A 22,826-nucleotide genomic window follows, 5' to 3' on the forward strand; every position below is an offset into this window, starting at 1 on the left:
TCAAAAAGAGACAGCGGCTACCGTGTCTGCCAACACATCATCCAGTTGCGCCAGCAAGGTGGCATGGCGCAGCACGTCATAATGCCCAGCGCTCAACACTGTGTGACTGGCTCCGGCACCAATTTGCGCTGCATGCACCCGGCGCTCATCCTCGCGCCCGGCCACCCACCAGTGATGCGCCTGCACGTGGGTCTGCGGCAATGAACGCTGGTCCAAGGCCAAGTGCTTGAGCCGTGCACCGACCGCGAAGATATGGCTCAACTCCGCTGCCCCCAACACCCCGTGTTCATTCAGCGCCGTTGCCGCCTCAATCACCTGCTCCGCGCCCCGCTGCTCATCGCGCATCAGCTCCTGCGCCTCGGCCTCAGTCACGCCCAGCACAACACGCAAAAAGTCCTGCAAATCTTCACGCCCGTCAGTGGCCTCGGCCGTACCGGCCACGTAGCTGTCGACCAGGCCGGCAAACGCCACCTCTTGACCCTGGGCCTCCAGCGCCTGCGCCACCAGCAAGGTCAACGCCCCGCCCAACGACCAGCCGAGCACGTGATAGGGGCCGTGCGCCTGCTGCTGACGAATGCGCTCAGCGTACGCCTGGGCCATGGTGTGCAACGAATCGTCCTGCCACGCCGGGTCCAGCAACATCCGGCACTGCACGCCATAGACGCTGCGGCGCCCGTCCAATTGACGGGCCAGCGGCTCATAGTCGAACACCGTGCCGAACCCCGCGTGCAGACAAAACAATGGCGGCACTTCACTGACCCGACTGTTGAGCGCCAGCAACGGGTCGGGCGCGCTGCCAGCAGCCACCGGCTCATACCCGCTCAACTCGGCAATACACGGCTTTTGCATCAGGTCGCGCAGCCTGAGGCTTAACCCCAGTTCAGGCTGATTGCGCACCCGCGAGATGACTTTCAGCACTTGCAGCGAATCGCCGCCCAGCTCGAAGAAGTTATCGTCGATACCCACCTGTTTCAGCCCGAGCACGTCTTGCCAGATTTCAACCAGCGCCTGCTCCCGTGCATGGCGCGGGGCACGGTAATGGCCCTGGGCCGGTTGCGGCTGCGGCAAGGCGCGGCGATCCAGTTTGCCGTTGGCAGACACCGGCAGGCGCGCCAATTGCACGATATGCGCAGGCACCATGTAATCGGGCAGTTGTGCCTGCAATTGCGCTTTCAACGCGCGTTCAAGCGCCACGTTGGACGGGGCGACCACATACCCCACCAACTGCTTGCCGCACGCCCCTTCAATCACGTTGACCGCCGCGTCCTGTACGCCCTCACACTGACGCAGACGCGCTTCGATTTCCCCCAGTTCAATACGGAAACCGCGAATCTTCACCTGCTGATCCAACCGCCCCAGGTAGTCAATCACCCCATCTTCGCGCTGGCGCACCCGATCACCGGTGCGGTACATGCGCCCGCCCTTGCCGTCGAAAGGATCCGGTACGAAGCGCTCAGCGCTCAAGCCAGGCTGCTGATGGTAACCGCGAGCCAGGCACGCGCCGCCCAGATACAACTCCCCACTGACGCCCGCTGGCAACGGGTTCATGTCTGTGTCCAGCACATACAGCCCGCGCCCGGCCACACCACGACCAATCGGCGCATAGGCCGCCTCACAACACTCCGTCACCTCGGCGCGCCACAGCAGCGGCGTGACCACGGTTTCAGTCGGGCCATACCCATTGACCAGTCGCTGCGGGCGCAAGGCGCGCTTGACCTGTTCAAAGCTGGCAGCCGGCACCGCATCGCCGCCAAAACAGTAGGTATGCACCGCCGGAGGATTGCCTTGCACCCACGCCACGTCGGCCAGTTGTAGCAGGTAGGCAGGCGGGAAACACGCGACCGTCACATGCTGCTGATGCAGCACCTGCAAGGTCTGCTCCGGGGTCCACAGGTTGTCGTCGCGAATCACCAGGCTGCCACCGGCCAACAACACACTGAGCCAGCGCTCTTGCGCGCCATCGAAGGCGAAGGACATGAAGTGCAGTTCGCGGCTCGCCGGGCTCAACTCATAGAGCTCAATAATCCCTTGGCAATGCCGCGCAATCGGCTCGCGGGCCACCGCCACACCCTTGGGCTTACCCGTGGAACCCGAGGTGTAAATAAGGTAGGCCAAGTGCCCGGGCAGGGATTCAACCTCGCGGGGGACGCCCTGCAGTTCGGCCAACGGATCCAGGACCAAGCGGGGGATTGACGCATCAAGCGTGACACGCTGATCCACATCGTGCTGGCACAGCAGCAGGTTCGCGCCCGCGTCCGCCAGCATGAATGCCAGTCGCTCAGCCGGGTAACCCAGGTCCAGCGGCAGATACGCCGCCCCCACCTTGAGCACCGCCAAAAACGCCACAATCGTGTGCTCCGAACGTGGCAGCGCCACCGCCACCACCTGCTCAGGCCCCATACCACGAGCCTGCAACTGCACGGCCAAGCCATTGGCCTGACGCTCCAGCTCGGCGTAGCTCAGTTCGCGCCCCTCACAGCTAAGGGCTTGGGCCTGGGGTTGACGCGCCACCTGATCACTAAAACCCTGCACCAGATCACGTACCGACGTGGCGTCTTGCGCCCATTCGACGCGGCCTGTCGGCAAGCCTATCTCGCCGATCAAACAGTCAGCGTCTTGTGGCAAGCGCCTCAACAAACCTTCAAGTTGCTCGCGAATCCGCTCCACCGAAACCGCATCGAACCGTTCGCGCAGGTACAGGTATTCCACCTCCAGACCTTGATCGGTGGCGCTGACCATCAGGTCCATCGGGAAGTTGGTCACGCCGCCGCTGCCCACTTCGGCAAATTTCAGCTCACCCTCCTGTTCGCCGCGCAAGGCTCGGTCTACCGGGTGGTTCTCGAACACGATGATGCTGTCGAACAGCCCTTGCCCGCCCTGCCCGGCCCAACGCTGAATATCCGCCAGCGGCGTGTGCTCAAAATCGCGGATCGCCAGGTTGTAGTCCTGCAACTGGCGCAGCCAGTCGCCCAAGGTCTGCTGCGGATCGAGGGTCTGGATCACCGGCAAGGTGTTGATAAACAGCCCGAGCATGTCTTGCGCCCCGGCCAACTGGGCCGGGCGTCCTGCCACTGTTGCACCGAAGGCCACACTGCGCTGCCCGGTGTGACGCTGCAACAGCAACAACCAGGCCGCTTGAATCAGCGTGTTCAACGTTACGCGCTGAGCATTGGCAAAACGATGCAAACGCTGGGTCGCGTCGCTGTCGAGATAGCTATACAGCACCCCATGCCCGCGGCCTTGGGTATTGGCGGCATTGGCCAAAATGCTCGGGGCGTGCAGCGCCTGTAAGCGCTCGCGCCAGAAACGCTCGGCGGCGCTGGCGTCCTGACGCTGCAACCAACTGATGTAGTCGGCATAACGCCCGGTCAGCACCGGCAGAGGCTGGTTGGCGTAAACGCGCAACATTTCGCCCAGCAGGCGCGAAGCGCTCCAGCCATCGAGCAATAAGTGGTGATAAGTCCAGATCATTTGGAACTGAGACTCACCCAAGCGCACCAGCGTAAAGCGCATCAACGGTGGGCAACTCAGATCAAACCCTCGCGCTTGATCCTGCGCCGCCAACGCCAACAAGGCCTTCTGCGGGGCGCCATGCTCGCGCCAGTCAACCTCAACCATCGGCACTTCGACATGCTGATACACCGCCTGCAACGGGTCGGCCAAACCATCGCGCCAGATAAAGGCTGCGCGCAGCACCTCGTGGCGCTCGAGCAAGGTTTGCCAGGCAGCGCGCAAGCGCTCCACCTGCAACCCCTCAACCGCCACGCTGAGCTGGTTGACGTACAGATTGAGCTCCGGCGATTCGAGGCAATGGAACAGCATGCCCTGCTGCATCGGCGACAGCGGGTACAGATCTTCCAACTGGCTGCGATCCACACTCAGGCGGCCTGGCACTTGGGCAAACGCCGGCGTTTCAAACACGTCCAACACCTGCGGCTCGGCATTGCTCGCCAGTGCCGCCAAAGCGCGAATGGTCTGCGCGGTGAACACTTGCCTGGGGGTAAAGGCCAGCCCGCATGCCCCGGCGCGGCTCACCGCTTGCAGGGAAATAATCGAATCACCGCCCAGTTCAAAGAAGTTTTCGGTGACCCCAATCGCGTCCAGCCCCAGCAGTTCCTGCCAGATCTCGACCAGCAGCGTTTCGGCTGGCGTACTCGGCGGCACACGCTCTGTGCCCGGTCGACTGGCCTCAGGCGCGGGCAGCGCCTGACGGTCCAGCTTGCCATTGGGCGTCAACGGCAACGCTGCCAGACACATCACATGCGCGGGCAACATATGCGCCGGCAAACGGCTGCGCAGATGAGTGATCACCCCTTCACGCAACGCTGCTGGGTCGGCCTGCGGATCGCGGGCCACCACATACCCCACCAACTGACGGCTGGCCGGGCCTTCGCGATCCACCACAAAGGCTTCGCGCACGGCGTCGTGCTCCAGCAAACAGGCTTCGATTTCGCCCAGCTCGATGCGAAACCCGCGAATTTTCACTTGCTGGTCCATCCGCCCCAAATACTCGACCACACCGTCTTCGCGCAAGCGCGCCAAGTCACCACTTCGATACAACCGCGCGCCGGGCACAAACGGGTCGGGCACAAAGCGTTCAGCTGTCAAATCCGGGCGCTGGTGATAACCGCGCGCGATGCCTTCACCGCCCAAGTACAGTTCGCCGGCCACCCCGACCGGCAGCGGTTGCATGCTGGCGTCCAGCACATACGCGCTGCGCTCGCCTACGGGTCGCCCGATAGGCAAGAACGCCGAGTCAAACTGCGTGTCCGGGTAGGCGCACCCAATCAACGGCGTGATCACCGTTTCGGTCGGGCCATAGCCGTTGATGATGCGCGGCGGTTGCAACACCCGCTGCACCTCCTCGAATGCGTGCTTGGGCATGCCTTCACCGCCCACAGTGTAAGAGCGAATCGGCAGCCTGCGACCCGCTTCACCGATGTAGTCAGCCATTTGCAGCAGGTAACTCGGGGTAAAACAGGCAATGGTGATGCCATGGCGCTCGATCTCTTCGCAGGTGCGCTGCGCACTCCACACCTCATCATCACGCGGCATCAGCGCCGAACCGAACATCAGCGGGGTCAGCCAGCGTTCGTGAGCGCCATCAAAACTGATGGAGGCAAATTGCAGCTCGCGGTCATCCGGGGTCATGCCGTACAGCGCACCAATCGACAGACAATGCATGGCCAGCGGGCCGTGGGCCACGCTCACGCCTTTGGGGCGCCCGGTCGAGCCCGAGGTGTAAATCAGGTACGCAAGGTTCTGCGCATCCGTCAGGTTGAGCGGGTTGCTGTCTGGCAGACAGCTGACGTTCTCGCGGTCCAGTTCCAGCACTGGCAAGCCGTCAATGTGCGCCAAGGTCGGGCGCAACCACGACTGGCTCAGCAGCAACGCAATGCCGCTGTCGTGCATCAGGTAACTCAAACGCTCGGCCGGGTACGCCGGGTCCAGCGGCACATAGGCCCCCCCGGCCTTGAGAATCGCCAACAGGCCGATCATCATCTGTGGCGAACGCTCCACCGCCAGCCCGACCCGCACTTCGGGGCCAATCCCCAGCTCACGCAAGCGGTGGGCCAGCCGGTTGGCGCGCTGGTTGAGGTCGGCGTAGGTAAAGCGCTCGGTGCCAAAAATCAGCGCCGTGGCGTCAGGACGAATCGCCGCCTGCGCCTCGATCACTTGATGCACGCACTGTTCAGTCGCAGCGCCCCGAGGCGGGTTCCAGTCGTGCAACTGGCGGGTTTTTTCGGCAGCGCTCAGCAGTGGCAATTCCCCAAGACTGATCTGCGGCGCAGCGACCATACCGTGCAGCAGGCACGCCAAATGCTCGCTCATGCGCGCAATCGCGGCCGGATCAAAATGGCTGAGCAAGAAACTCCAGGTCAGGCTCAACTGGCCTTCGCTGACCGCCGCCAGCGTCAGCGGGTAGTGGGTGCGTTCGTGATTGTCCGGCACGGCGAAGCTCAAGCCGTCCGGCGCGCCCTGCTGCAAGGCCTCGCCAATCGGGAAGTTTTCAAACACCAGCAAACTGTCAAACAACGGCTCACCGGCACGTCCGGCCCAGCGCTGTATGTCGCTCAAGGCGCTAAATTCATGCTCACGCAGTTCCAGGTTGTGCGCCTGCAAGCGGTTCAACCATTGCGCCACACTTTCGGCCGCGTGCGGCCGGGTGATCACCGGCAAGGTATTGATAAACAGCCCGAGCTGGTTTTCTGCTCCCGGCAAATCCACCGGGCGCCCAGACACGGTGGCGCCAAACGCCACCGTCTGCTGACCGCTGTAACGCTGCAACAACAGCGCCCACGCGCCCTGCACCAAGGTGTTGAGGGTGATGCTGTGCTGACGCGCAAACACATTGAAAGCCTGGCTGCTGGCGGCATCGAACACGTACCGATGATCCGCGTAATCACTGCTGTCCGAAGGCCCATGCGCCAGGCTCTGCGCCAGCAAGGTCGGGTTATCCAGCGTCGCCAGTTGCGCGCGCCAGAACGCTTCATCGGCCTGAGCGTCCTGCGCTTGCAGCCAGCCGATGTAGTCGGCGAAACGCCCCGGAAGAGCCGTCACTGGCACCGCGCCATAGCGCTGCAACACCTCCCCCAGCAACAGCGCATTGCTCCAGCCATCCAGCAGCAAATGGTGATGGGTGTAGATCAGTTGCTGACGCTGTTCATCGAGGCGCACCAGGGCCAACCGCAGTAGCGGCGGCTGCGCCGGGTCGAACTGCAAACGCTCACTGCGCGCCAGCAATTGCAGCTCGGCAGCTTGCTCCTCGCGACCGCGCCAATCGAGCACCGTCAGCGGCAATTCCAGTGTTCGTTGCACCACCTGCACCGGCTCGCTGGCGCCTTGTGGCCAATGAAAACCGCTGCGCAAAATCGGGTGAGCAGCCAGCGTGGCTTGCCAGGCGCGAGCCAATCGGTCGGCGTCGAGCCCGCTCGCTTCAACGCTGAGCTGGTTGACATACGCCCCGGCCTGCGGCTCGTAAAGGCTGTGGAACAACAAACCGCGTTGCATCGGCGACAGCGGGTACAGGTCTTCAATCTGCCGTGGCGCCATTGGCAGTTGCTCGAGTTGCGCTTGAGTCAGGCTCGCCAGCGGGAAGTCCGCCGGGGTCACGCCGCTGTGTTGTGGGTGCAGGCAATGCTCAATCAGCGCCTGTACCTGCGCCTTGAGGCCAAAGGCCAGGGCCTGGATGTCAGCCTTGTCGAAACATTCCTGGCTGAAGCTCAGGTCCAGTTGCAGCTCACCGCCAAACACTTGGCCGTCCACCGACAACCAGTTGGCCAAGGGTGAATCCAGGCTCTGCGCTGTGCCGCTGGGCTCTTTGGCCGGGACAAACAACGCGTCTTCGCCGAAGCTCTGATCGAACTGGCCCAAGTAGTTGAACGTCACCCGCGCCGCTGGCAAGGCCGCAAGGCTGGCTTGGATATGAGCATCGCCTTGATAGCGCAACAACCCAAAGCCCAGGCCTTTACCCGGCACATCGCGCAGTTGCTGCTTGATCGCCTTGATGGATTCGGCCACGCCGGCCGCCGGAGTCAGCTTGACCGGGAACAGGCTGGTGAACCAACCCAGGGTGCGGGTCAGGTCAATGTCGGTAAACAGCTCTTCACGGCCATGGCCTTCCAGTTGAATCAGCGCCGTCGACTCGCCGGTCCAGTCACACAAGGCGCGGGCCAGAGCTGTCAGCAAGAGGTCATTGATCTGCGTTCGATAGGCCGCAGGTGCCTGTTGCAGTAGCTGGCGGGTCTGCTCGCGGTCCAGCCCCAGACTGACCACCTGGCGATGGCGCAACGCTTGGCTGCCCAAAACCCGAGCGTGCGGCAACGTACCGCTCGCGCCCTGCAATTGGCCTAACCACCAGCGCTGTTCAGCCGCCAGTTGCTCACTGTTCGCATACACCGAAAGCTGCGCGGCCCAGTCTTGCAGCGCGCTGCTTTTTTCCGGCAGTGCCTGCCCAGCGTAAGCCGCCTGCAAGTCTTCAAGCAGCACCCGCCACGACACACCGTCCACCACCAAATGGTGGATCACCAGCAACAAACGCTGAACGCCGTCTTCATGGTCAATCAGCACCCCGCGCAGCAGTTGCCCGTCGTACAACGACAAACTGCGTTGCGCTTCATGACACAGCGTTTGCAGCGCTTCATTGCTTTGCACCTGGGCGGTCCACAGCAAATCGGTGGCAGCTGCGCTGTCCAACGGCACATAGCGCGCCGTCCAGTGCCCGGCCTGCTCGCGAAACTGCAAACGCAGCGCGTCATGCTGGGCCAGCACCTGTTGCACGGCGCTTTGCAGGCGCAGCAAGTCCAGTGGCTCGCGCACCTCAAGCAGTACCGATTGATTCCAGTGCTGCGGCTGCACGGTCTGATGGGCGAAGAACCACTGTTGCACCGGGGTCAGGGTTTGCAGGCCAGTCACCGGCCCTTGCGCGATCTGCGGCGCCTGTTGGTGGCTGGCCACCGCGGCCAATGCCTGCAAGGTCGGCTGTCGAAACAGATCACGCGGCTGCAAGCGCAGACCGGCACGCCGCGCCCGGCTGACCACCTGAATCGAGATGATCGAGTCGCCGCCCAGCTCAAAAAAATTGTCCTGACGCCCTACTCGCTCCAGCCCCAGCACGTCTTGCCAAATGGCCGCCAACTGGCGTTCGTGGTCACTGCGCGGGGCCTCGAAAACCCGCTGGCTGACGCTGGCCTGAGGCTCGGGCAACAATTTGCGGTCCAGCTTGCCATTGGGGCTCAGCGGCATGCGTTCGATCAGCACCAGGTGCGTCGGCACCATGTAATCGGGCAGGCGGGCCAGCAAATGCGCGTTCACGGCATCACGCCATCCGGCCTGCAAGTCGCTGGGCACGACATACGCCACCAGTTGATTGTCCAGCGCCAGCACCACGGCTTCCAGCACCTGCGGGTGTTCTTGCAGGCGCGCTTGGATCTCACCCAACTCGATGCGCAAACCACGGATTTTTACCTGATGGTCGATGCGCCCGCAGTATTCAATGGCGCCGTCTGCCCGATAACGCGCCAGATCACCCGTGCGGTACAAGCGTTCGCCACAGCCAAACGGGTCGACCACAAAGCGCTCGGCAGTCAACCCCGGGCGGGCGTGATACCCCCGCGCCAAACCCGCGCCTGCCAGGTACAACTCGCCAACTGCACCGCTCGGCAACGGCAACAATTCAGGGCTGAGAATGTACGTGCGCAGGTTGGCGATCGGCCGCCCAATGGGCACGCTGTCGCGACCTTCTTCCACGCATGTCCAATGCGTCACGTCGATGGCCGCTTCGGTCGGGCCGTACAAGTTGTAAAGCGTCGCCTGCGGCAGGCTACGCAGGGTCTGACGTTGTAACGCCATCGGCAACGCTTCGCCGCTACAGACAATGCGCCGCAACGAACGGCACTGTACGGCTTCGTCCGCGCCGATAAAGGCTTGCAGCATTGACGGCACAAAATGCAGCGTGGTGATGGCTTGCTCAACGATCAGCGCCGCCAGTTGCTGCGGGTCGCGATGAGCGCCGGGAGCGGCCACCACCAACGTCGCGCCGCACATCAATGGCCAGAAAAACTCCCACACCGAGACGTCAAAACTGAACGGGGTTTTCTGCAACACCCGGTCCGCGGCGCTCAGGCCATAAGCGTCTTGCATCCATGCCAATCGGTTGTACAACGCGCCATGACTATTGCCCGCGCCTTTCGGGCGGCCCGTGGAACCCGAGGTATAGATCACATACGCCAGATTCTGCGCACAGGCCAGATTTGGCAGATTCTCCACACGGCGGTTGTAGGGGCGAGCCGGTCTCGCGATCTTTTGCGCTTCAATGTCCAGGCACATCACCGGCAAACTCTCCGGCAACGCCAGAGCTGCCTGCACATGCGCCTGGGTCAACAGCAAGCTGATGCCACTGTCTTCAAACATATACGCCAAGCGCTCGGCCGGGTATTGCGGGTCAAGCGGCACATAAGCGCCCCCGGCCTTGAGAATCGCCAGTAAACCGATCACCAGCTCCCGCGAGCGTTCACAGGCAACGCCCACCCGCACTTCCGGCCCAACCCCCTGATCGCGCAACTGCCACGCCAGGCGATTGGCCCGTTCATTCAATTGGCGGTAACTCAACGCGTACTCGCCAAACACCACCGCGCAAGCGTCTGGCGTGGCCGCAGCTTGCGCCTCGATAGCCACGTGCACGCAATCGGGGCCGGGATAGCGCTGTTGCGTGGCATTCAACCCATGCAACGTCGCCTCAACTTCTTGGGGCGTCAGCATCGGCAACTCGCCAATCACACATTCGGGATCAGACACGATGCCCGCCAACAGATTGCGCCAATGCTCGGCCATGCCTTCGATGCGCGCCGCGTCAAACAGGTCGGTGGCATAGGTCAGGCTGGCCAGCAGTTGCTCGCCTTCTTCGTGGGTATCGAGTTGCAGGTCAAATGACGCGGTACGGGCCTGCCATTCCAGGCTTTCGATCTGCAACCCGGCAAGCATTGCACCCAGAGCACCGGGGCGGCTTTGCTGGTGATTGAACATCACTTGAAACAACGGGCTGTGGCTCAGGCTGCGTTCGCCTTGCAGCGCGTTGACCAACCGCTCGAAGGGCAAGTCTTGATAGCCCTGGGCATCCAGCGAACGGTCACGGGTTTGGCTCAGCAACTGGCTGAACGGCATCTGCCCGTCCAGCTCGGCGCGCATGACCTGAGTGTTGACGAAAAAACCGATCAGACCACGGGTTTCGGCCCGATTGCGGTTCGCCACCGGCACCCCGACGCGCAGGTCTTGCTGACCGCTGTAGCGGTACAACAGCGCCTGAAAACTGGCCAGCAGCAACATAAATGGCGTCACCCCGCGCTGCTTGGCTAAAGCCAGCAAACCTTTGGCCAGTGCGGGTTGCAGAGCGAAATCCAGGCGCGCACCTTGGTGCGTCGGCTGGGCCGGACGCGAACGATCGCCCGGCAGTTCGAGCACCGGTTGCTCGCTGCCCAATTGCTCGCGCCACCAGTCCAGTTGGCGGTCCAACTCCCCGGCCTCCATCCAGCGCCGTTGCCACATGGCATAGTCGGCGTATTGAATCGGCAACACCGGGAGTTCAAGCGCCTGTCCTTGCGCATGCGCCGCATACAACTGCGAGAACTCCTCAACCAGCACCCCCATCGACCAGCCATCGGCGACGATGTGGTGCAAGGTCAGCACCAGCACATGATCGTCCGCGTCCAGTTGCAACAGGCTCACCCGCAGCAGCGGGCCGTGTTGCAGATCGAAAGGTTGGGCAATGTCTTGCTCTACCCGATGCAGCGCCATGTTCAGACGATCGGCCTGCGGGAAATCGCGTAAATCATGGCGTGCCATCAACACCCTGTCGCCGCTGCCGCAGGCGGCGACAAGGGCCGCAGGACCTTCAAGATCGGGGCCGCTACGCGCCCCATCGCAGCCTTGGGCAGCGGCCACAGGTTTTTCAACAAACACACTGCGCAAGCTGTGATGGCGTTCAAGCAAGGCATCAAAACTGCGCTGCAAGGCCGGTACATTCAGCGCGCCGCGCAAACGCAAGGCCGCCGGGATGTGATACGCGGCGCTGTGTGGGTCCAGTTGCCACAAAAACCATTGCCGTTGCTGGGCATACGACAGCTCACACGGCGCGTCTTCAGGTGCGGTCGCCGGGATCGGTAACTGGCCGAAGCTGACGCCCTGCTCTTGCATCTTTTGCAAAAACACGCGGCGCTGTTCTGGCGCAAGGCTGGCGAAACGGTTGGCAATGCGCCAGGCGGTTGAGTGTTCCATCAGTGGGTCTCCATCTCATCGAGCAGCGATTCCAGTGCGCTCAGACGAACATCGTTATCCGCAGGCGTTTGTGCCTGTGCCAGGGCGGCATAGGCTTGCAGGTCAGTCGCTTCGAACAGCGCTCGCAGCGCCACGTCGAGGCCTAATTCAAGTTCGACCCGGGCACTGGCTTGAGCCGCGAGCAGCGAATGCCCACCCAATTCAAAGAAGTTGTCGTGACGGCCCACGCGCTCGACCTCAAGCACCTGCGCCCAAATCGCGGCCAGCCGGGTTTCCAGCTCTCCCACCGGCGTGCTGTAAGGGCGTTGATAAAGGTCGGTGTCGGGCCAGGGCAAAGCCGAGCGGTCCAGCTTGCCGTTGCCGGTCAGCGGCAGCGCATCGAGCAGCTGCCAATGGGTCGGCACCATGTAATCGGGCAAGTCGACCTTGAGCGCCGCACGCAGATGCTCACGCCACAGCAGCGCCTCAACAGGGGGTTGGTCGGCCACCACATAGGCGCAGAGCAGGCCTTGATGAACGCTCAACACCGCATCGCTGACGCCCGGTTGCTGCTTGAGGCACGTTTCGATTTCGCCCAACTCGATACGAAACCCGCGAATCTTCACTTGCTGGTCGATACGCCCCAGGTAGTCGATGTTGCCGTCAGCACGCTGACGGGCCAGATCGCCGCTGCGGTATAGACGCGCCCCCGGCGTAAACGGGCTTGGCACAAAGCGCTCGGCACTCAGCCCGGCGCGGCCGTGATACCCCCGTGCCAAGCCCGCCCCGGCGATATACAGCTCACCCGCACAGCCCGGCGCCACAGGCTGCAACTGGCTGTCGAGCAAATACCAGCTCAGGTCGCTGACGGGCCGCCCGATCGGACTGTGCAGCTTGGCGTCAAGATCAATCGGGTTGAGGACGCGGTAGGTCACGTGCACCGTGGTTTCGGTGATGCCGTACATGTTGACCAAGGTGGTCTGGTCGTTGCCAAAACGCTCGTACCACGGGCGCAGGCTCGCCACTTCCAGCGCCTCGCCGCCGAAGATCACCCACCGCAAGGCCAGTGCTTGCGGGCTGTTGCAGGCAATGGGCAACAGTTGCCGGAAAGCGGTCGGGGTCTGGTTGAGCACCGTCACCTGTTCATCGCACAACAACTGATGGAACGCGTGTGGCTCGCGGCTGATGAAGTACGGCACGATCACCAGGCGCCCGCCCGTGCACAGCGCGCCAAACAATTCCCACACCGAGAAATCGAACGCGCAGGAATGGAACAGCGTCCACACATCGCTGGGGCCAAAGCCAAAGTCATCGGCCGTGGCGCTCAGCAAGCGGGTGACGTTGGCGTGGGTCAGCAACGCGCCTTTCGGCCGCCCCGTGGAGCCCGAGGTGTAGATCACATAAGCCGAATTGTCCGGCTGGGTGAGGTTAGGCACGTTGTCGGCACTGAACGCGTCCAGCACCACATGCTCCAGGCACAGCGTCTGCACCCCGCCCCGTGGTGGCAGGTTTTGCAGCAGGTGCTCCTGAGTCAGCAACAACTGAATGCCGCTGTCTTCGATCATGTAGCTCAAGCGTTCGGCGGGGTATTGCGGGTCCAGCGGCACGTAAGCCCCCCCGGCTTTGAGAATCGCCAGCACCCCGACCACCAGCGCCAATGCGCGCTCAGTGGCGATGCCAACCCGCACTTCCGGGCCAACCTTCAACTCACGCAGCTTGTGCGCCAGACGATTAGCCTGGGCGTTGAGTTCGCTATAGGTCAGCGAATCATCGCCGCAGCGCAACGCCACCGCCTGCGGGTGCAAGCTGGCCTGCGCTTCAAACAGCGAGTGCAGCTGGGGGCCTACCGGCTGCACCCGCACGTGCGGGTTCCACTGTGCAATCAGGGCCTGTTGCTCGGCACTGTCGAGCAATGGCAACTCAGCTATGCGTTGCTGCGGCTCGCGGACCACGGCTCGCAGCAGGTTCAACCAGTGACCGGCCAGACGCTCGATGGTTGCGGCGTCATACACCTCGCAGGCGTAGGTCAGGCTGGCGTGCAAGTGCTCGCCCTGCTCTTCGGTGTCCAGCGCCAAGTCGAATTGCGCCGTGTGCTGCTGCCAGTCCATTCGCTCAATGCTCAGGCCTGGCAAGGCCCGCTCAACACTGTCGCCCATCTGCCGCTGATGATTGAACAGCACTTGAAACAGCGGGCTATGGCTCAGGCTGCGTTGCGGCTGCAAGGCGTCAACCAGTTGCTCGAACGGCAGGTCCTGATGCGCCTGCGCCCATAAGGCATCGCGTTTGACCTGTTGCAACAGGCTGGCAAAGGTCTGCTGGCCGTCGATCTCGGCGCGCAGCACCTGGGTGTTAATAAAGAAGCCGATCAAACCTTCGGTTTCGAGGCGCCCGCGCCCGGCATTCGGCACCCCGACATTGATCGCTGACTGACCGCTGTAGCGATGCAACAGGCTCTGGAAACTGGCCAGCAACAACATAAACAGGGTCACGTTGTGCTGTTGCACCAACTGTCGCAGCCCGCCCGCCAGCGCGGGTTCAATCGCTAACTCAAGACGTGCACCGCGCTCGCTGCGGATCGCCGGGCGAGCCAGTTCGCTGGGCAGTTGCAGCGGTGGATGCTGGCTACCCAGCTTTTCGCGCCAAGCGTTCAACTGGCGCTCACCCTCGCCCGCTTGCAGCCAGTCATGCTGCCAGCTGGCGTAATCGGCATAGCTCACGGCCAATGGCGGCAGGTCATGGCCCGAGTACACGTCACTGAACTCATCGACCATCACCTGCATTGACCAGCCGTCCGCCGCGATGTGATGCACAGTCAGCACCAGCACATGCTCATCGGTCGCGACTTTGAGCAACAACACCCGGAGCAGCGGGCCGTTGCGCAGGTCGAATGGCTGGCGCATTTCTTGCGCCACCAGCGCTTCAATTCGCGCCGGATCGGCAGGCTCGAGGGTCAACTCGCGCAAGGCCAGCGGCAAGCTGGCGTGCAATACAGCACGGGCCTGTTCGCCGTCTTGAGTGAAGGTGGTGCGCAAGGTCGCGTGACGCTGTTGCAGCACGTTAAAACTGCGCAGCAAGGCCGCGCGATTGAGCGAACCTTTAAGCCGCAGCGCCGCTGGGATGTTGTACGCGGCGCTGTCCGGATCAAGCTGCCAGAGAAGCCACTGGCGCTGTTGCGCATACGACAACACGCTCGGCTCATCGCCCGCCCTTGGGCGCAAGGGTGGCTGGCTGACGCTAGGCGGCAAAGCTGCACAACGGGCGGCAAAATCACTGAGCACGCTGCTTTCGAACAGGCTGCTCAGGGGAAGCTCAATGTGCAATTGTTGACGCACCCGTGACACCACTTGCGCCACCAGCAGCGAATGGCCTCCCCGTTCAAAGAAGTTGTCGTCGCGGCTCACCGCGTCCAGCTTCAACACCGCTTGCCAGATGCTGGCGATGCGGGTTTCGATCCCGGCCCGCGGCGCAATCACCTCGCGCTGCCCGTCGCCCGTTGGTGCCTGTGGCAACACCTTGCGGTCGACCTTGCCGTTGGCATTCAACGGCAAGGTGCCCAGTTGCACCCATTGCATGGGCACCATGTAATCCGGCAGCTGTGCTTTGAGCCCGGCCTTGAGATGCTTGCACCATTCACTCCAGACCTGCGCGCCATCGTCCGCCACCACAAAGGCGACCAGCGCCTTGCCGGTCGGGCCGTCTTGCACCGCCACCGCGGCTTCACGCACGCCAGCCAGATCGCGCAGACGCGATTCGATTTCGCCCAGCTCGATGCGCACCCCACGCACTTTGACCTGCTGGTCGATACGGCCCACGTATTCCAGTTGGCCGTCGTTGCGACGCCGTGCCAAATCGCCGGTGCGGTACAGCCGCTCCCCCGCCTGCTCGGCGTAGGGATTGGGCATAAACACCGTGGCCGTGCGCAGCGGATCGTTAAAATAGCCGCGCCCCACGCCAGTACCCGCGACGTACAACTCACCGACCACGCCTGTCGGCACGGGCTGCAAGTCGCCGTCCAGCACATACAAACGGTTGTTGTCGGTGGCCAGGCCAATCGGCAAATACGCGCCCTCAGCCGACGCCGCATCGACGCGGAACAGCGCCACGTCGTCCGAACATTCGGCCGGGCCATAAGCATTGACCAGACCGATCTGCGGGTAGCGCTGCAACCAGCGGCGCGCCAATTCAGGCGGCATGGCTTCGCCGGTAGGCAGCATCCAGCGCAGCGCGGTCAGTGAGCCATTGGGCTCATCAAGCAGGCTGTGGATCAGTGACGGCACACTTTCGAGCACGCTGATCCCGCGCGCGTCGACATGCGCCAGCAGCGCAGCCGGATCGTGGGCGATGGCGTTCGGCACGATGTCGACTTGCGCACCCAATAATGGCGCCGCGAGGAACTGCCACACCGAAATATCGAAACTCTGGGACGCGGTCTGCGCGATCACATCTGCCGGGGTCAGGTACGGTTTTTTGCTCAACTGGTTATTGAGCATCCCGGCCTGTTCGACCATCACCCCTTTGGGCGTGCCGGTCGAACCCGATGTGAAGATCACATAGGCCAGGTTGTTCGGCCCGGTGTAGATGCCGGGCTGGTCACTGGAGTAACCGGCGGTTTGCACTTCGTCCCAAATCAGCAATGGCGGACGCTGTTGCGGGTTGAACAGCGACAGCAGGTTGTAGGCCTGCTCGCGACAAGCAACGCTGGCCACCAGCATCGGCACTTGGCCCAACTGCAACAAATCCAGCAAACGTTGAGTCGGCAACTGCGGGTCGAGCGGCAAGTAGGCCGCACCCGCCTTGAAGCTACCGAGCATCATGCCCAACAAGGCCAGACTGCGATCGGCCAGCAAGGCCACCGGCTGATCAATGCACACACCTGCCGCGAGCAATGCATGACCGAGGCGATTGGCCCGGCGGTCGAGCTCACGATAGGTCCAGCGCTGTTCCAGGCAGGTGGCAACCACCTGTTCTGGCTGCGCCGCCAATTGCGCCTCAAACAAACGCACATAGCCCTGCGTTAGCGGGTAATCACGGGCCGTCTGGTTGCCCGCCTGCAATAAGTGCTCGCGCTCGGTGGCAGCCACCAATGGCAGGTCAGCAAAATGGCCGTCGGCGTGTTCGCCAATCGCCAGCAGCAGGCGCTTGAAGTCCGCCAGCAGGCGCTCGACCGTGGCCTCGTCAAAGAAGCGTTTGTCGTACGACAGGTGCAAGCCCAGCGCATCGCCGGGGTACACCACCACTGTCATCGGGTAGTTGGTATGGGTGCGGGCGCTGTCCGATTTGGCGCGGATCTGCTCGGCGCCGCTGACCACCGCACTTTCGACCGGGGCATTTTCGTAGACAAACAGGCTGTCGAAAATCGGCTGGCCTTGCTCCAGCGCGCTGCACGCCTGAATCTTGAGCAGCGGTAAATGTTCGTGCTCACGCAGCGCCAGGTTGTGCTCAAACAGGTCTTGCAGCCACTCGCGCACGCTGACGCTGTGCCCGGCACGGGGCAAACGCATGCGCAACGGGATGCTGTTGATGAACAGGCCTACGGTGTCCTGCATGTGCGGGCGGCTGATCGGGCGCCCGGCCACCGTCACGCCGAACAGCACTTCGTCGAGCCCGCTGTAGCGCTGCAACACCAGCGCCCACGCGGCTTGGGTCAGTGTGTTGACGGTCAGTTGATAACCTTGGGCCAATTCGCGCAGGGCACGGCCTTGGCTGACGTCCAGGTTGGCGTAGCAATCACCGATCTGCGAAACCCCGCCCTGGCGGCGCACCGCACGGTCAAACGGCAGTGGCGTCGGCTGCGCAAAACCGGCCAGCTCCAGCGTCCACGCGTGCAGCGCCTCGCGCTCACCCTGCCCTTGCAGCCATTCAATGAAATCGCGATAACGCGCAGCGGGCGGCAAGCTGCGTTGCCCGCTGTACAGGGCGAAGAAGTCTTGCAGCAACAGCGAGCGGCACCAGGCATCGATCAGGATGTGGTGATTGCTGAGGATGAACCAGTAATGCCCGGTGCTGCGGCGAATCAGGCGCAGGCTCAAAGGCGGCGTGTTGAGCAGGTCAAACCCCTGGGCCCGGTCCTCGCTCAGCAGCGCCTGCAAGGCCGCTTCATGCTGGTCTTGCGGCTGATCGGTCCAGTCATGAAGCTGCACGTTCGGCGCGGCATCGCGGTGGATGATTTGCAGCATTTGGCCGTCATCGTCGAGGCTGAACGAAGCGCGCAACGCATCATGACGTTGGACGACCGCGTGCCAGGCTGCCGTAAAGCGCGGCAGGTCGATTTCACTGTCGATGATGTACCGGTCTTGCATGAAATAAATGCCCGAGCCCGGCTCCAGCAAGGTGTGCACCAGCAGCCCTTGCTGCATGGGCGACAGCGGATAGATGTCTTCGATGGCGTTGGCCGGCACGTTGAGGTTATCCAGTTGCGCCTGGGTCACCTGCGCCAGCGGGAAGTCGGATGGGGTTATGCCGCCCTGTTCGCAGTTCACGCAATGGGTGATCAGCGCTGACAATTCGCGCTGATAATCATCGACTAGCGCCTGCACCGTGGCGTCATCAAACATCTCGTGGCTGTAAGTCCATTGCAGGCTCAACTCGCCGCCGTATACCTGCCCTTCAATGCTCAGCCAGTTGGCCAGCGGTGCATTTTCATCCTGGGCCACGCCTGCGCTCTGCGCCGCAGGGTCAAAGAGCGCAGCCTCATCAAACTGGCGATCAAACTGGCCCAAGTAGTTAAAGAGAATGCGCGGCGTCGCCAGACGGGCCAGTTGCGCGCCCATCTCGTCACCGGCCAGATAACGCAACAGGCCGTAGCCCACCCCTTTGTCGGGCACGCTGCGCAGTTGTTCCTTGATCGACTTGATCGAAGCGCCGATGTCAGCTTGCGGGGTCAGTTGCACCGGGAACAGGCTGGTAAACCACCCCACGGTGCGCGATAGATCGAGCTCGGCAAACAACTCTTCGCGGCCATGACCTTCCAGTTGAATCAAGCTACTGGTTTGCCCGCTCCAGCGGCAGATCACCCGCGCCAACGCACTGAGCAGCACGTCGTTGACCTGGGTGCGGTAGGTGGCGGGCGCGACGTGCAGTAACTGGCGGGTCAACTCGCTGTCGAGTGTGAGTGTCAACTTGCGCCCATGACGATTTTGCAGCCCGGCGTTGGGCCGATCACACGGCAAGTCGCTGGAGGCTCCCGCCAGTTGGCGTTGCCACAGCGCCAGCTCATCGACCCGAGCCCGCGCTTCATCCGCCAAACGGGCCGTCCAGGCTTGGTAAGCACTGGTTTTGGCGTGGGGCGCCTGCGCTGGCTGGGTGTAGAACTGCTGCAAATCTTCGAGTAATACGCGCCACGACACGCCGTCCACCACCAAGTGGTGAATCACCAGCAACAGGCGCTGGCTGTGATCAGGCATCTCTACCAACAGTGCGCGCAGCAGCGGGCCTGCTTGCAAATCGAGGCTGAGTTGGGTCTGTTCGCACAGGGTGTTGAGTTCGTCTGTTGAAGTCGCCTGCCGCAGCCACAGCACGCTCTCGGTGGGCAGGTCGGTGTAGGCTTGCTGCCACTCGCCGTCACGCTGTTCGAAACGCAAACGCAGCGCATCGTGATGGCTCAGCAGCTTATTAAGTGCTTGCTCCAGCTGTGCAGCGTCGACCGGCTGGCGCGGGTGCAGCAACAGCGACTGGTTCCAGTGCTCACGCCGGGGCATGTCTTGGGCAAAAAACCACTGTTGCACCGGGGCCAATGCCACTGCGCCGGTGGCCAGGCCTTGATCGAGCAGGGTGTGGGGGCTCAAGGCAGCCACTCGCGCCAGGCTGCGAATGGTTTGATGTTGGAACAAGTCGCGCGGGCTAAAGGCGATGCCGGCCTGCCGCGCGCGGCTGACCACTTGAATCGAGATGATCGAGTCGCCGCCCAGGGCAAAGAAGTTGTCATCGACGCCGACCCGCGCCACGCCCAGTACCTGTTGCCAGATCTCGGCCAAACGCTGCTCCACCTCACTGGCCGGGGCCACGAAACCTTGCTGCGCGGTATTCAGGTCCGGGCGCGGCAAGGCTTTGCGTTCCAGCTTGCCGTTGGGCGACAGCGGCAAGCGCTCAAGACGGACCCAATGGTTGGGCACCATGTAGAGCGGCAGGCCGAGCTGTAATTGACTGAGCAGCGCCGCTTGCCAGTCATCGCGGGTGGCCGGGTCTTGCAGCACTACGTAGGCCACCAGTTGCTTGCCATCGAGCACTACCACCACGGCTTCGCGTACCGCTGGCTGCTCGGCCAGACGCGCTTCGATTTCCCCCAGCTCAATGCGCAACCCACGCAATTTGACTTGATGGTCGAGACGGCCCAGGTACTCAATCACCCCGTCGACGCGCTGGCGCACCCAGTCACCGGTGCGGTACAGGCGCTCGCCATCGTTGTACGGACACGGCACAAAACGTTCGGCCGTCAGCCCTGGGCGCCGATGGTAACTGCGCGCCAGTCCGGCCCCCCCCAGATACAGCTCACCGGCCACGCCCAGCGCCACTGGCGACAGGTCCGCGTCGAGGACCAGCGTGCGCAGGTTAGCGATGGGCAAGCCAATCGGCACGCTGCTGGCGCCTTCATCGACACAGGTCCAATGGGTGACGTCGATAGCCGCTTCAGTCGGGCCGTACAGGTTGTACAACTCAGCGTTTGGCAGCTTGGCGAACACCTGCTGCTGGGCTTCTAACGACAACGCTTCGCCGCTGCATACGATCCGTCGCAAGCTGCTGCACTGCTCGACCCCGACCTCACGAATAAACGCCTGCAACATCGACGGTACAAAGTGCACGGTACTGATCTGTCGCTCGCGGATGGTGTCGATCAAGCGCAGCGGCTCACGGTGCTCACCGGGTTGCGCCACGACCAGACGTGCACCGGTCAGCAGCGGCCAGAAAAACTCCCAGACCGACACGTCAAAACTGAACGGGGTCTTTTGCAGCACCGCGTCGTCGGCGCCCAGGCGGTAAGCCTGCTGCATCCAGCTCAGGCGATTGACCAGCGCTGCATGGGTATTGCCTGCGCCTTTGGGCTTGCCCGTGGAACCCGAGGTGTAGATCACATAAGCCAGATTCTCGGGCTGCGTGAGGCTGGGCAGGTTCTCGACAGGGTAAGCGTGAACCTGCCTCGCGATCTGTGGATCTTCAAATTCCAGGCACACACACGGCAAATCCGCCGGCCACGGCAAACCCGCGAGCAGGTGCTTGTGCGTCAGCAACAACTGAATGCCGCTGTCTTCGATCAGGTAGCTCAAGCGTTCGGCGGGATGTTCCGGGTCGAGCGGCACATAAGCGCCTCCCGCTTTTAGCGTCGCCAGCAGGCCGACCACCATCGCCAATGAGCGCTCGGCCGCGATCCCCACCAGCACATCCGGGCCAACGCCCTGTTTGCGCAGTAGATGTGCCATTTGGTTGGCGCGGGCATTGAGTTGCCGGTAGGTCATGGACTGCGAGCCAAACACCACGGCCACGGCATTTGGCGTGCGCTCAACCTGAGCCTCAATCAATTGCTGCAAACAAGTGTGGGTCGGGTACTCAGCGTGGGTGCGGTTCCAGTCATGCACCTGGGTCTGCACTTCGCTGGCGTCGAGCATGGGCAACTCACCAATGCGCCGCTCAGGGTTCTCGACCAGCGCCCGCAGCAGGTTGCTCCAGTGCCGCGCCATACGGGCGATGGTTGCGCCGTCGAACAGGTCATTGGCATAGGTCAGCGCCGCGTGCAGGCGGCCGGATTTTTCGTAAGTGTCCAGACTCAGGTCGAACTGGGTCGTGCGCCCTTCCCATTCGATCAGACCTAATGCCAGGCCGGAGGCGGTTTTCACCGCCTCAATATCAGCGACGTTGGGCTGATGGTTGTACATCACTTGAAACAGCGGGTTGTGGCTCAGATTTCGCTCAACTTTCAGGGCTTCAACCAGGTGTTCGAACGCCAACTCTTGATGCGCTTGTGCCCCAAGGGCGGTCTCTTTGATCGCACTCAGCAGCTCGGCCACCGTGGTCTGCGCGGTCAGTTGCGTGCGCAGCACCTGGGTGTTGACGAAAAAGCCGATGAGGCCTTCGACTTCGCGGCGATTGCGGTTGGCAATTGGCACCCCGACTCGCAGATCGTTTTGCCCGCTGTAGCGTTGCAACAGGATATTGAACGCGCCCAACAGCAGCATAAACAGCGTGACGTTATGGCGTTGCGCCAGGTTTCTCAGTTGCTCAACCAGCGCCGGGGCCACCGTAAATTCATGGCGCGTGCCGCGATAACTGGGCATGGCCGGGCGCGGGTAATCGGTGGGCAACGCCATCACCGGGTGCTCGTCACCCAGTTTGGCTTGCCAGTATTCCAGTTGCCGCGCTTGCTCACCGGCTTCCAGCCAGCGGCGTTGCCACAGGGCGTAGTCGCTGTACTGAATCGCCAGCGCGGGCAGTTGCGGTTGTTCGTTGCGTTCGAAGGCGTCATAACTGCGGATAAATTCGTCGATCAGCACATTCATCGACCAACCGTCCGAGACGATGTGGTGCAAGGTCAGCAGCAACACATGTTCGGCGGCGCCAAGCTTGAGCAGTTGGATGCGCAAGAGCGGGCCAGTGGCCAGATCGAAGGGTTGCAACGACTGTTGCTGCGCCTGGGCGGCGACAGCCTGTTCGCGATCGAGCGCGGGCAACAGGGTGAAATCCACCTGCTCGACTGCCAGCGGTGCGGTGTACGCGGCTTGTTCGAGGCTGTCATCGGCGTTCTGCCGAAACACCGTGCGCAGGGTTTCGTGGCGCTGCACCACGTGGGCAAAAGCCTGCTTCAGCGCGTCAATGTTCAGGGCGCCGGTCAGGCGTACGGCGCCGGGCAAGTTATAGGCGCCGCTCTGGGGGTCGAGCTGCCACAAAAACCACATGCGCCGTTGGGCGAAAGACAACGCCTGGCGGTCAGCCTGGGGCACATTGGCCGGAATCGGAAACTGCGAAAAGTCGATCCCTTCAGCACGCAGACCGTCGAGAAATAGCCGGCGCTTTTGCAGCGGTAATTCGATGAACCGGCGGGCAAGCTTGAGGGACTTCTCAGCATTCATCTGACTTCTTCCGTACAC

Annotated in this window: 2 protein-coding genes; both read right to left on the bottom strand. The window is 62.6% G+C overall.

From position 1 onward, the window contains the following. Positions 1-11,772, bottom strand: coding sequence for an amino acid adenylation domain-containing protein (locus ACIQYF_RS06370; protein WP_402858234.1), 11,772 nt, complete (start codon positions 11,770-11,772; stop codon positions 1-3). Then, positions 11,772-22,808, bottom strand: a complete 11,037-nt coding sequence (locus tag ACIQYF_RS06375; protein WP_402858237.1) for a non-ribosomal peptide synthase/polyketide synthase — start codon at positions 22,806-22,808, stop codon at positions 11,772-11,774. Before ACIQYF_RS06375 ends, ACIQYF_RS06370 begins: the two co-directional genes overlap by 1 nt. Positions 22,809-22,826 lie beyond the last annotated feature (18 nt).

It is taken from the genome of Pseudomonas sp. NPDC096917 (genome assembly GCF_044762555.1).
GTDB lineage: Bacteria > Pseudomonadota > Gammaproteobacteria > Pseudomonadales > Pseudomonadaceae > Aquipseudomonas.